This window comes from Nocardioides mangrovicus, from assembly GCF_003674065.1.
GTDB classification, from domain to species: Bacteria; Actinomycetota; Actinomycetes; order Propionibacteriales; family Nocardioidaceae; genus Marmoricola; species Marmoricola mangrovicus.
The window spans coordinates 528243-540732 of sequence record NZ_RDBE01000006.1; the positions used below are offsets into that span (position 1 = coordinate 528243).

Annotated in this window: 11 protein-coding genes; 5 read left to right on the top strand and 6 right to left on the bottom strand. The window is 70.8% G+C overall.

From position 1 onward, the window contains the following. The 6 genes from D9V37_RS08505 to D9V37_RS08530 are packed head-to-tail and all read right to left on the bottom strand — an operon-like array spanning nt 1 to nt 7609. The gene (locus D9V37_RS08505) at nt 1-1071 is read right to left on the bottom strand and encodes an ABC transporter permease (protein WP_121805676.1); all 1071 of its coding nucleotides are present in this window, start codon (nt 1069-1071) and stop codon (nt 1-3) included. After that, nucleotides 1068-3068: a glycosyltransferase gene (locus tag D9V37_RS08510; RefSeq protein WP_121805677.1), complete on the bottom strand. Its 2001-nt coding sequence runs from the start codon at nt 3066-3068 to the stop codon at nt 1068-1070. The genes D9V37_RS08505 and D9V37_RS08510 overlap by 4 nt, the downstream gene beginning before the upstream one ends. Continuing rightward, the gene (gene glf / locus D9V37_RS08515; RefSeq protein WP_121805678.1) at nt 3065-4249 is read right to left on the bottom strand and encodes a UDP-galactopyranose mutase; all 1185 of its coding nucleotides are present in this window, start codon (nt 4247-4249) and stop codon (nt 3065-3067) included. Before glf ends, D9V37_RS08510 begins: the two co-directional genes overlap by 4 nt. Before the next feature lie 3 nt (nt 4250-4252). Continuing rightward, entirely contained in the window at nt 4253-5161 is a 909-nt protein-coding gene (locus D9V37_RS08520) for a glycosyltransferase family 2 protein (protein ID WP_232524821.1), read from the bottom strand. Beyond that, nucleotides 5158-6069, bottom strand: coding sequence for a glycosyltransferase (locus D9V37_RS08525; RefSeq protein WP_232524822.1), 912 nt, complete (start codon nt 6067-6069; stop codon nt 5158-5160). Before D9V37_RS08525 ends, D9V37_RS08520 begins: the two co-directional genes overlap by 4 nt. A gap of 22 nt (nt 6070-6091) precedes the next feature. Next, nucleotides 6092-7609 (bottom strand): LCP family protein, encoded by a 1518-nt coding sequence (locus tag D9V37_RS08530; RefSeq protein WP_232524823.1) that lies wholly within the window; start codon nt 7607-7609, stop codon nt 6092-6094. A 71-nt stretch (nt 7610-7680) separates the two neighbouring features. On the opposite strand from D9V37_RS08530, the gene D9V37_RS08535 reads away from it, so the two are divergent. From D9V37_RS08535 to D9V37_RS08555, 5 genes are all read left to right on the top strand, one after another. Further along, on the top strand, nt 7681-8541 hold the full coding sequence (locus D9V37_RS08535; RefSeq protein WP_121805679.1) for a DMT family transporter: 861 nt from the start codon (nt 7681-7683) through the stop codon (nt 8539-8541). Between the two features lie 10 nt (nt 8542-8551). Further along, the gene (locus D9V37_RS08540; RefSeq protein WP_121805680.1) at nt 8552-9718 is read left to right on the top strand and encodes an LCP family protein; all 1167 of its coding nucleotides are present in this window, start codon (nt 8552-8554) and stop codon (nt 9716-9718) included. Next, nucleotides 9715-10590, top strand: coding sequence for a crotonase/enoyl-CoA hydratase family protein (locus D9V37_RS08545; protein WP_121805681.1), 876 nt, complete (start codon nt 9715-9717; stop codon nt 10588-10590). The genes D9V37_RS08540 and D9V37_RS08545 overlap by 4 nt, the downstream gene beginning before the upstream one ends. A gap of 102 nt (nt 10591-10692) precedes the next feature. Next, the gene (locus D9V37_RS08550) at nt 10693-11844 is read left to right on the top strand and encodes an alpha/beta hydrolase (protein ID WP_121805682.1); all 1152 of its coding nucleotides are present in this window, start codon (nt 10693-10695) and stop codon (nt 11842-11844) included. Nucleotides 11845-11902: 58 nt separating this feature from the next. After that, nucleotides 11903-12481 (top strand): toxin-antitoxin system HicB family antitoxin, encoded by a 579-nt coding sequence (locus D9V37_RS08555; protein WP_121805683.1) that lies wholly within the window; start codon nt 11903-11905, stop codon nt 12479-12481. The last annotated feature ends 9 nt before the right edge of the window (nt 12482-12490 follow it).

The following is a 12490-nucleotide window of genomic DNA, read 5'->3' on the forward strand; positions in this document are numbered from 1 at the left end:
TCAGAGCCTTTCGGGGAACTTGTGCTCGAGCCGGCTGAACGCCCACTGGCACAGCACCAGGAAGACCAAGCAGCAGGCCAGGGTGATCCCCCCGCGCTCGAGCATGTGCGGCGGCAGCTCGGCGTTGTGGCCCAGGTCGCCGTCGGCCATGTTGACGCCGGTCCAGAAGAACCGCTGCAGCAAGATCACCGAGTCGCACACCGGATTGGCCAGGTAGAGCTGCACCAGCACCGGGTGGGTGGGCTGGAAGCCCGCGATGCGGTCCCAGCCGTACATCATCGGCACCATGAAGTGCAGCATCTGGGTGATGGTGCCGGTGACGTTCTGGAAGTCGCGGTAGTAGACGTTGACGGCGCTGAACAGCAGCGCCACCGCCATGCCGAACACGCTGATGATCGCGGTGCCCAGGAACAGCGCGACGACGCCGGTCAGATCGGTGCGGAACCCCGAGAGCAGGCAGCAGATGAACAGCAGCAGGATCTGCGGGAAGATGTGGTAGTACCCCACGATCACGTGGGCGATGGGGAACGTCTCCCGTGGCATCGCCATCTTCTTCACCAGCGTGCGGTTCTCCCAGATCGAGCGCGTGCCGCCGTTGAAGACCTCGGAGAAGAAGTGGGTGAAGACGATGCCGCAGAAGAGGTGGATGGCGAAGTTGGGCAGGCTGCGCTGCACGTCGAGCAGCACGCCGAACACCAGGTAGTAGACGCCGAAGCGCAGACCCGGCTGGATGTAGGACCACAGCAGGCCCAGCACCGAGGCGGAGTACATCTTGGCGATCTCGCGCCGCACCAGCAGCCGCAGCAGGTAGGGGGCCTTGAAGAGGCCGACGACGCCGCCCGCCGGTGCCGGCGTGACCAGCTCGCCCTCGACCACCCGGGTCTGCTGCGGCGCCTCCAGCGCCTCGACGACGGGCATCGAGTCGGCCTTCTTGCGCGCCATCTTGCGCGCGCGCTTGGCCGCGTTGCGTTTGCGGCCGTCGCGCGACTCCTCGATGGTCTCCTTGGCCATCGGGTGGGAGGCCCGGGCCTCCCGCCGCTCCTCGCGGCTGGTCGGCGCTCCGCCGCTCATCGCGCCCCCTTCGTCGGATCGGACTGCGTCGAGCGCATGAACGTCTTCTCCCAGACCTCAGGCGAGGTGATCTCCGCCAGGGAGTCACGGTACTGCCGGGACAGCTCGGGCCACTCGCGCGCGAGTCGCCGGTGGATCTCCACCGTACGACGAAGCAGGTCGCGGAAGTGCTCGGGATCGCGCTGGTAGAACGCCGCCGAGGTGCCGTCGGGCATCGAGACGACCGCCGAGTCGTACTTGGCCAGGTGGTACCACTTGCCGTCGACCGCCGGGATCTCGGTCTCGGGGTACTCCCGCGAGAGCGGCCGCGCGGGGCTGAGCTGGCGCAGCGTGTTGACCACCGCGTTGAGCGCCAGCGCCGGCTTGGTGGGGATCTCGGTGTCGTCCTTGCCGCGCTTGGGCGGCTTGGTGCGCCGCACCGGCGGGAAGGCGTCGCGCGCGGGCTCGAGCACGGCGTCGGCCCACTGCTTGCGGAAGGCGTTGATGTCGGCGAGCTTGGTCGGCAGCTCCTCGTGCAGCAGCGAGGGTCCGGCGAAGACGTCCTCCAGCGCGAGGTGGCGCAGCTCCACGGTGGAGTACTGCATCGCGACGAGGTGCTTGACGGTGTGCGCGAAGCTCTCCTGCACGAAGCCGCCGCCGCGCGGGTAGGGCGAGTGCAGCAGCGCCGCGATGAGGCGGTTGCGGTGGTGGAAGTAGGCCTGCCAGTCCAGCGCGTCGTTCTTGTCGCTCCACGGGATGTGCCAGACGGCCGCCCCGGGGAAGCTCACCGTCGGGTAGCCGGCCTCGGCGGCGCGCAGCCCGAACTCCGAGTCGTCCCACTTGATGAAGATGGGCAGGGACAGACCCACCCGCTCCAGCGTCTCGCGCGGGATCACGCACATGAACCAGCCGTTGAAGTCGACGTCGATGCGCCGGTGCAGCCAGCGCGCGGAACGCAGGTTGCGGGCGGCGAAGTCCCAGTCGTTGTAGACCGTGACCGGCGAGCGCCACCAGAACTTGTAGCGCTGCACGATCTCGCCGTAGGAGTGCAGGCGGGCGCGGTCGTAGATGCTGAACATGTGACCGCCGACGATGGTCGGCCGCTTGGCCAGGTCGGCGAAGGTCACCGCGCGGACGATGCTCTGCGGCTCGCACACGACGTCGTCGTCCATGCACATCACGTAGGTGGCGCTGCCGCGCTGCACGGCCTCGGACTGGCCGCGCGCGTAGCCGCCGGACCCGCCGATGTTGCCCTGGTCGACTACCCGGAGCCGGCCGCCCAGCGCCTCCTCGGCGGCGGCGAACCGGTCGGCGTCGCGCACCTTCTTGGTGCCCTGATCGGCGACGAAGACCTCGTCGAGCAGCGCGAAGGTCTCCTCCTCCGAGCCCAGCTGGGCCAGCAGGTCGGCACACATCTCGGGCCGGTTCATGGTGGTGATGGCCACCGCCAGGCTGCCCGGGGTCACCCGGTCCTCGGGCACCTCGGTGTCCCAGACCGCCGTGACCTCGACCGGCTCGTCGGCGGCGACGACGTCGTACCAGTACCAGCCGCCGTCGACGAAGGGCACCAGCGTCAGGTCGAACACGAAGTCGGTGGGCTCCGAGCCGGCGCTGGTCGCGGTGTCGACGCGCTGGGAACGGCCGTTGGCCATCGAGCGGTAGACCACGACCGAGCCGCCGGCGCCCTGCAGGGTGACGGTGAGGCGCACCTGCTCGACGATGGTCCAGCGGCGCCAGTAACCGGCCGGGAAGCCGTTGAAGTAGGTGCCGAGGGAGAGCTGCTCGCGGGCCTCGACGCGCACCCCGTGGCGCCCGGTGATCTGGTCGGGGTGGATGGTCTCCCCCGAGGACGTCTTCTGCCGGATCTGGGAGTTGTTGAGGTCCTTGGCCCCCCGGTTGCCGCCGATCGTGTACTTGTCGGCGTCGAGGCTGATGGGGTCGGGGTCGACGTAGAGCGGCAGCACGTCGACGTCCTTGTCGGCCGGCATGATCTGACGCTGCAGGACTCTTCTGCTCATTCGGCGACTCCCCCGCTCGCGAACGGTGCACCTTCGGCGAAGTGCGGCCGGATCCGGTTGTCGAACATCGACAGCGCCGAGCCGATCGCCATGTGCATGTCGAGGTACTGGTAGGTGCCCAGCCGGCCGCCGAAGAGGACCATCGGCTCGGCTTGGGCCTTCTCGCGGTACCGCAGCAGCTTGGCGCGGTCCTCGGCGGTGTTGATCGGGTAGTACGGCTCGTCGTCGGCCTCGGCGAACCGGCTGTACTCGTGCACGATCACGGTCTTGCCGGGCAGGTGGGTCCGCACCCGCTCGGGGTGGAAGTGCTTGAACTCGATGATCCGGGTCCAGGGCACCTCCTGGTCGTTGTAGTTCACGACGCCGGTGCCCTGGAAGTCGTCGACGTCCTCGACCGACTGCTCGAGGTCGACGGTGCGCCAGGAGAGCCGGCCCTCGCTGTGGTCGAAGTACTCGTCGACCGGACCGGTGTAGACGATCGGGACCGAGCCGAGGTAGTCCTCGCGCAGGTCGCGGAAGTCGGTCTCCAGGCGCACCTCGATGCCCGGGTGGTCGGCCATCTTGGTCAGCCAGGCGGTGTAGCCGTCGACCGGCAGCCCCTCGTGGGTGTCGCTGAACCAGCCGTTCTCGTAGGTGTAGCGCACCGGCAGCCGCGTGATGATGTCGGGCGAGAGCTCGGTCGGGTCGGTCTGCCACTGCTTGGCGGTGTAGCCCTTGATGAACGCCTCGTAGAGGGGCCGGCCGATGAGGCTGACGGCCTTCTCCTCGAGGTTGGCGGCGTCCTCGGTGGCGATCTCGGCGGACTGCTCGGCGATCAGCTCACGCGCCTGCGCCGGGGTGTGGGCCTTGCCGAAGAACTGGTTGATGAGCCCGAGGTTCATCGGCAGCGAGTAGATCTGCCCCTGGTACTTGCCGAACACCCGGTGCCGGTAGTCGGTGAACCCGGTGAACCGGTTCACGTACTCCCACACCCGCTCGTTGGAGGTGTGGAACAGGTGAGCGCCGTACTTGTGGACCTCCACGCCGGTCTGCTCGTCGACCTCGGAGTAGGCGTTGCCGCCGATGTGGGACCGCCGGTCGACGACGAGCACCTGCAGCCCGAGCTCCGTGGCGCAGCGCTCGGCGATGGTCAGGCCGAAGAAACCGGCGCCGACGACGAGCAGATCAGGGGCAGACACGATCCGTCAGTCTACGGAAGCCGGTGGCAAGGACCGCATCGTGCGCGCCGAACGCATGGCACGAATCACGTTGCGGGCCTCCGCGACCCCGCCGCGCAGCGGGCTGAGCACCACCACGGCGGCGGTCAGCAGCCACGGCTTGAGCCGGACCGCCGCGGTGGCGCCGTAGCGCAGATGCACCACGAAGAGGTTCCGGTACATGTAGAAGCCCTTCCACCCGGCCAGGTCGTGCTGCTGGTCGAAGTCGAGGCGGCGCACCACCACCGCGTCACGCACCCCCCAGATCCGGAAGCCCGCACGCCGGGCCCGCAGGGCGTAGTCGACGTCGTCGTAGAAGATGAAGAACGACGGGTCGGGCAGGCCGACCGCGCTCACCACCTCCCGGCGCACCATGAACCCCTCGAAGGGCACGTTCTGCAGCTCCACCAGCTCCGGCATGGCCCCCCGGCTGCGGTAGGTGGTCTCGACGCTGGCCCGCTTGGGCCGCAGCGCGGTGGCGTGGGTCAGGTCGAAGTCGGTGGCCGCCTTCTCGACCAGCCGGCCGGCGGAGTCCTCGCGGGTCACCATCAGGCACGCAGCGTGGTCGGGGTCCACCGCGAGCAGCACGTCGAGGCAGTCGGGCGCGGGCAGCACGTCGTCGTCCATCAGCCAGATCCGGTCCCAGCCGGCCTCGTACGCCGCGCGCACGCCGGCGTGGAAACCGCCCGCTCCCCCGGTGTTCTCGGCCATCGAGACCACCGCGAGCCCGGGGTTGGCGCTCTCGGCGAGCACCTGCGCGGTGTGGTCGGTGCTGGCGTTGTCGACCACGAGCACGGCGTCGGGCACTGTGTCGAGGGCGGCGAGCCGCTCGAGCAGCCCGCGCAGCAGGTCGGCGCGGTTGAAGGTGACGACCACGACGCAGACGGTTTCGGTCACGGCAGGTACCTCTCGTGCCGGCCCCAGCGCCCGTAGAAGCCGTCGTGCATCGCCCCCAGGCTCATCCGCAACCGGCCCAGGTCGGGCTTGGTGAGCAGGTAGAACCAGACGGTCTTGACCACGAAGGCGAGCACGCCCAGCGGACCGGCGTACTCGCGCAGGTTGGCGACGTTGTTGCGGCACATGCAGTAGTGCTTGAGGTCGCTCGGCGAGTGGTTGTAGGTCGTCAGCCCGAACATCTCCGGGGTGCCGAGGTCGTCGGTGGCCGGGTGGGCGAACCTGGCGGCCACCACGGTGGCGATCCGGGCGCCGGCGCGCCGGGCCCGCCACAGGTACTCCACGTCGTCGCCCCAGATGAACAGCTCCTCGCGCACCACGCCGATGCGCTCGACCAGGGCGCGGGTCACCAGCACGCCGTTGAAGGGGATGACGACGTCCTCGACGAGGCCCCCGTCGTGCGAACCGTGCGCGGCCGCCTCGACGTCGGCCAGCCGCCGCACCGTGCGCGAGCCGCCGGGCAGCCGGATCGGGAAGCAGAGCTGCTCGGGATCGGAGTCGGAGACGACCGCCGGGCCGACGAAGTCGTAGCGGTCCACGTAGGGCAGCAGCAGCTCCAGGCAGTCCGGCGCGGGGACGCCGTCGTCGTCCATGAGCCAGACCAGATCGGCGTCGGAGTCGAGGAAGGCCTCCAGCCCGGCGGCGAACCCGCCCGCTCCCCCGGCGTTACGACCCATCTCGTGCACCCGCACGCCCAGCTCCCGCAGCGCCGCGACGGTGTCGTCGGTGGAGGCGTTGTCGACCACGAGCAGCTCGTCGGGCACCACCGACCCCGCGGCGACGGCCCGCGCCAGCCGCGTGACCATCGCGCTGCGGTTGTAGGTCACCGCGACGGCGAGGATGCGTGGCACGCGCAGAGACCCTAGTGGTGACTCAGCAGGAGTCGTTGAGGTTGGTGGACTGGTTGGCCAGGTAGCCGGACTTCAGGCTGCCGTAGGAGCCACCGGTGACCGGCCCGGCGGGCGTGCTGGTCGCCGGCGCGGACGGGGTGGTGGTCGTCGACGACTTCGGCGCCGCCTGCACCGTCTTCTTCTTGACCGTCTTGCCCTCGGAGACCTTGATCGCCCGCTGGACCATCCGGTGGATCTTGGGCAGGTCGGGCTTGTAGGTCTCGATGACCGGCGGCACGAACGAGACCGTGCGGATGGGCTGCTTGCGGGCCTTGAGGGCCAGGTCGATGAAGCGGTCGACCTCCGAGCCGGGGATGTCGGTCTTGAGCATCGTCTCGCCGGCGTCGGCGATGGCGCCGAACTTCAGCACCACCGTCTTCGGGCTGAGCTGCTGGAGCATCGCGTTCATGACGCACTTCTGGCGCGCCATGCGCGAGTAGTCGTCGGCCGCCATGCGGGAGCGGGCGTACCAGAGCAGGTCGTCGCCCTTGAGCTTCTGCACGCCCGGCTCGATGTAGGAGTGGCCGTCGAAGTCGCCGAGCGCGCCCTTGGGGATCTTCTGGCGGACGTCGATGGTGACGCCGCCGACGGCGTCGGTGAGCTTGCGGAAGCCCTGCAGGTTCACCATCGCGTAGTAGTTGATCTTCAGGCCGGTAATGCCCTCGACGGCCTCGGTGGTGGCCTCGACGCCGGGGTTGTCGAAGCCCTTGAAGAGCGCGGTGTGGTTGCCCGCCCAGGTGACGAGCGAGTTCAGCTCGCACTCATCGCAGTTGTAGCCGCGCGGGAACTGCTTGGCCATCAAGGAGCCTGGCCGGAAGGTGAAGTGGGTCATGTTGCGCGGCAGCCCGAACAAGATGGTCTTGCCGGTGCCGGCGTCGATGCTGGCCACCGTGAGGCTGTCGGGACGCAGCCCCCAGCGGGTCTTGCCGGAGTCGCCGCCGAGCAGCAGCACGTTGAAGCGGCCGGCGTGCGCGCTGGTGACCGTCGTGCTCCCGAACATCTCGGCCAGGAAGCCGCGCTGCACCCCCACCACGTGGGAGACGAAGAGCAGGCTGCCCACCATCGAGAAGGTCAGGACCCCGTTGAGCCCGACCATGGCCAGCCGCTGCTTCTGGCGCAGCCCCAGCGGGTCGCCGAGGCGCCAGGCGTCGACGAACAGGTAGGCCCAGCCGACCGCGAGCACGATCAGGCCGAAGCGCAGCAGGCCCAGCACGACGGTGTTGCTGACCAGCCAGAACACGAAGCTGTGCGAGACCAGCCCGAGCAGCATGACCAGCACGGTCGTGGCCACCAGCCCCAGCACGACGCGGATGGCGACGCGGCCGGTCTGCTTGCTGCCGGCCGTCAGCTGCGCGGAGCCCGGCAGCACCAGGGTCATCAGCATCAGGGCCACGGCACGGCGGAACCGGATCCGCGCCACCTCGGGCGAGCGGTCGCGGCGGCCGAAGGCATCGACGCTGGGAGCAGGCGAACGGAGCCCAGGGGAAGGGTCGGGCAGCACGCCGCCAAGTATCACCAGTCACAGCAGTCACACGGGTACCGACACGCCTGCTCCCTCTACGGTGGCGGGTGATGTCCCCGGTCGCGCTCGCCCTGGTCCTGGTGGCCGCAGTGGCGCACGCGGCCTGGAACCTCGCCTCGCGCGGGGTGCGGGCCGATGCGAGCGTGTTCGTCTTCGCCTACGCCACCTGGTCGGCCGCGCTGTGGCTGCCGGTGGCGGCGGTGGTCTGGGCCCTCGACCCGCAGCGCCCGACCTGGGCCTGGCTGCTGGCGCCCGTGGTCTCGGGCGCGCTGCACAACGTCTACGGCACCGTGCTGCAGCGCGGCTACCACAGCGGCGACCTCAACCTCGTCTACCCGGTGGCCCGCGGCGTCGGGCCGATGCTGACGCTGGTGGTGGCGGTGAGCGTGCTGGGCGAGCGACCCTCGCTGCTGGGCGGGCTCGGAGCGGTGATCATCGTCGCCGGCATCGTCGTCATCGCCTTCCCGGCGGCCGGTCTGCCCCGCGACGGGCTGCGGCGCAGCGTCGGCTGGGGCGCCGCCACCGGCGCCACGATCGCGGCGTACACGCTGTGGGACGCCTACGCCGTCACCGACCTGCGCGTGCCGCCGCTGTCGTACTTCGCGCTCAACCTGGTGGCCCAGGTGCTCACGCTGGCCCCGTGGACGCTGCGGCGGCTGCCCGCCGTGCGAGCGGTCTGGCGCGAGCAGCGCGGCCCGACGGCGACCGTGGCCGTGCTCTCGCCGCTGGCCTACGTGCTGGTGCTGGAGGCGATGCGGATGGCGCCGGTGGCGCTCGTGGCCAGCACCCGGGAGACCAGCATCGTCATCGGCTCACTGCTCGGCACCCGGCTCTTCGGCGAGCCCGGCGGTCGGCGACGCGGCCTGGGGGCGGTCATCGTGCTGGGCGGGATCGCGCTGGTGGCCCTGTAGGTTCGGGCGCATGCCGAACCGGGACGACCCCGAATTCGACTGGCTCTACGGCGGCAAGCAGGCCAGCGCCAGCGAGGACTCCGAGGCCACCCGCATGATGCCGGTGACCCCTCGGGAGGCGCCGCGGCGCACCGCGCCCTCGGCCCCGAGCAACGGCCCGGACCGGCGCACGCCGGCCCCGGCGCCCGCACCGGAGCCGACCGGCACGACCAAGCGGCCACGCAGCCGGGCGCGCATCGTGCGCCGCGTGGTGCTGCTCGTGGTGCTGCTCTACGTCGTGTTCCTCATCGTCGTGCCCGTCCAGGCCTGGGGCCGGCTGAAGAAGGTCGACGCCGAGCCTGCCGGCGACCGGCCCGCCGAGCAGCCGGGCACCACCTACCTGCTGGTCGGCTCCGACAGCCGCCGCGGCCTCTCGGCCGAGGAGCGCAAGAAGCTCGGCACCGGCGACGCCGCCGGGCAGCGCACCGACACGATCATGATGCTGCACGTCGGCAGCGGCCCCAGCACGCTGATCTCCATCCCGCGCGACTCCCTCGTGCCGATCCCGGGCCACGGCACCACCAAGGTCAACGCCGCGTTCGCCTACGGCGGACCGAAGCTGCTGGTCAACACCATCGAGCAGGACACTGGCGTGCGCATCGACCACTACGTCGAGATCGGGTTCGGTGGCTTCGTCAACGCCGTCGACGCCGTGGGCGGCGTGCAGGTCTGCGCGCACAAGCACCTCGTCGACAAGCTGGCGAACCTCAACATGACGAAGGGCTGCCACCACGTCGACGGCGTCACGGCGCTGGCCTTCTCCCGCTCCCGCCACACCCAGGCGCTCGGCGACATCGGCCGCGCCCAGCACCAGCGCCAGGTGCTGGCCGAGGTGGGCAGCAAGGTGAAGTCGCCGCGCACGGTGCTCGACCCGTTCCGCTACTACGGCCTCAACGAGGCCGCCGCGAGCTCGCTGGTGGTGAGCAAGGGCACCTCCCCCGTGGCGCTGGGCCGGTTCGCCTGGGCGATGACGAGGGTCAACGGCACCAGCGGGCTCACCTGCTCGATGCCGATCAGCGACCTCGCCGTGCACTGGGACCGCACCCGAGCGCTGGCGCTGATGAACCTGATCAAGAACGACGAGACCGACCAGATCAAGGCCGCCGGGCTGTGCACGGCCACCGGGTTCAAGAAGTGAGCGACCAGCCCTTCGAGACCCTGCACCTCGCGCTCGACGAGGACGGCATCCTCACGGTCACGCTGAATCGACCGGACGCGCTCAACGCCTTCGACCTGACCATGGCCGCGGAGCTCGAGACCCTCTTCGTCGCGGTGCGTGGGGACGACGACGTGCGTGCCGTCGTCGTGACCGGCGCGGGGCGCGCCTTCTGCGCCGGCATGGACCTCTCCGCCGAGGGCAACGTCTTCGGCCTCGACGAGTCGCTCGAGCCGACGCCGGCCGACCTGCGCGACCACCTCACCGACGAGCCGTTCGATTCCGGCGTCCGCGACACCGGCGGCAGGGTGACGTTGGCGATCCGCGCCTGCCGTAAGCCGGTGATCGCGGCCATCAACGGCGCCGCGGTCGGCATCGGCGCGACGATGACCTTGGCCATGGACGTCCGACTCGCCTCCGAGTCCGCCCGCATCGGCTTCGTCTTCGGCCGGCTCGGCATCGTGCCCGAGGCGACGTCGTCGTTCTACCTGCCCCGCATCGTCGGTCTGCCGACGGCGCTGGAGTGGGTCTACTCCTCGCGCATCCTCACCGCCGAGGAGGCGCTGGCCGGCCGGCTGGTGCGCTCGGTGCACCCGGGCGAGGAGCTGCTACCCGCCGCGTACGCGCTGGCCCGCGAGTTCACCCGGGATCGGTCCCCCGTGGCCGTCGCCATGGCGCGCGAGCTGCTCTACGCCGGAGCGGGCGACACCGACCCGCTGGAGACCCATCGGCGCGACAGCCTGGCCATGTGGCATGCCTCCGTCGGCGACGGCAAGGAGGGCGTGGCGGCGTTCTTGGAGAAGCGGCCGCCGCGGTTCACCGGTCGCGCCAGCCGCACGCCCGACCTCGACTGAGGGCGCGCCGCACTCGGCTCGACCCTGGTCTTTGGCTGGGAACGCTGTGCTTCTGCTGAGGGAGCCCCCTCGCGGGCCGCGCGCGGCGTACCTTCGCCGGATGTGAGCAGTGGGGGCCCGCTGGGCCTGACGTCGGTAGGACTGGCGATCGTCCTGGTCGTCCTCGCGGTGGCGGCGCCGGTCGGCGTGGGACTGCTGTGGTGGTGGCGGCGACCGGCTCGCCGCTGGCTCACGGGCACCCTCGGCGTCGGCGCCGTCGTGGTCGGGCAGGTCGCCGCGGTGGCGGCCGTCTTCGCGCTGGTGAACCAGCAGTACGACTTCTACGCCAGCTGGAGCGACCTGCTGGGCAACGGATCGGCCGCCACCTCCGACCAAGGCGTCTCCACCGGCACCAGCCATCCCGGCGGCGGACGTACCGAGGTCATCCACATCGCGGGCACGGCCTCCCACGCCAGCGGCTTCGCACTGGTGTGGCTGCCCCGGCAGTACGACGAGCCGGCCTACCGGCACCACCGGTTCCCCGTGGTGGAGTTCCTGCCCGGCCAGCCCGAGCAGCCGCTGGGGGCGTTCTCGGCCTTCAACCTGGCCAGCGACGCAGCCCACGAGATCGACAGCGGCCGGGTCGCGCCGTTCGTGCTCGTCGTGCCGCCGCTGATGATCCGCCCGCCCCACGACACCGAGTGCACGAACATCCCGCACGGCCCGCAGGCGCTGACCTGGCTCTCCCAGGACGTCCCGCACGCGATCACCGCGCGGCTGCGGGTGCAGCCGCCCGGGCGGCACTGGTCGGTCATGGGCTGGAGCACCGGCGGCTTCTGCGCGGCCAAGCTGCTCTACACCGACCACCGCGAGTTCGCCTCGGCGGTGAGCATCGGGGCGTACTTCCAGCCGATCACCGAGGGCAGCTGGCCGCGGCTCTTCGGCGTCGGCCGGCACGCCCAGACCGTCCGGCGGCTCAACTCGCCCCAGTGGCTCTACCGCCACACCCTGGCCGGCCTGCGCGCGCGGCTGCTCATCGTCTCCAGCCGTCAGGACAAGGAGTCGTGGCCCTCGACGGCCCGGATGCTCGCGGTCACCACCGACAGCACCGCGGTCGGCCACATCGCGCTGACCGACGGGGGTCACAACTTCCGCGTCTACGAGCCCTACGTCGGCCCCGCGCTGCGGTGGCTGGCCACCACCGGGTCGCTGGGCTCGGCCGGGTCGACGTCACGGGCGGCATCGGGAGCGACATCAGGGTCGACGTCATCGTGACGCCACGATGACGGCGCGATGCTTGACTATGACGTCATCGTGATGTCACAGTGACGTCATGGAGCTCTCCCCGTACGTCGACCGGCTGCGCAGCGACCTGACCGACGCCGCCGCGGCCGGCGGCGAGGAGACCCGGGTCGTCGCCGAGCGGCTGATGCTGGCGCTGGACCCCGCCACCCGCATGGTCCTGCTCGAAGCGCTCTCCCAGGCCGCCGCGGAGATCACCGGCGAGCTGCCGCGCGACGCCGTCGACGTGCGCATGGTCGGTCGCGAGCCGGAGTTCGTGGTCACCCACGTCGGCGACGTCGAGGAGACCGCACCGATCACCGCGGCGCCGCTCGCCCCCGAGCCGCCGGCCGCGCCCGCCCCGCCCGAGCCGCCGGTCGACGACAGCCTCTCGCGGATCACGCTGCGGCTGCCGGAGTCGGTCAAGACCCGCGCCGAGGAGGCCGCGGCCGCCGACGGCCTCTCGCTGAACTCCTGGCTGGTCGACGCCGTGCGTGCGGTGCTCGACGGCGCCAGCATCGGCGACCGCGTCGACCTGCGGCTGGGTCGTCACTCGATCAGCGTCAACAGCCCCACCGGCGGCCCGGGCTCCGGGCGCCGCCCCAACCGCGTCCGCGGCTGGGTCAGCTGAACTCCCGAG

Bases quoted from the DNA above. Each gene is read 5' to 3' on its own strand.
- D9V37_RS08535 (WP_121805679.1), top strand. From the start codon at position 7,681: ATGTCCCCGGTCGCGCTCGCCCTGGTCCTGGTGGCCGCAGTGGCGCAC.
- D9V37_RS08505 (WP_121805676.1), bottom strand. From the start codon at position 1,071: ATGAGCGGCGGAGCGCCGACCAGCCGCGAGGAGCGGCGGGAGGCCCGG.
- D9V37_RS08555 (WP_121805683.1), top strand. From the start codon at position 11,903: ATGGAGCTCTCCCCGTACGTCGACCGGCTGCGCAGCGACCTGACCGAC.
- D9V37_RS08540 (WP_121805680.1), top strand. From the start codon at position 8,552: ATGCCGAACCGGGACGACCCCGAATTCGACTGGCTCTACGGCGGCAAG.
- D9V37_RS08510 (WP_121805677.1), bottom strand. From the start codon at position 3,068: ATGAGCAGAAGAGTCCTGCAGCGTCAGATCATGCCGGCCGACAAGGAC.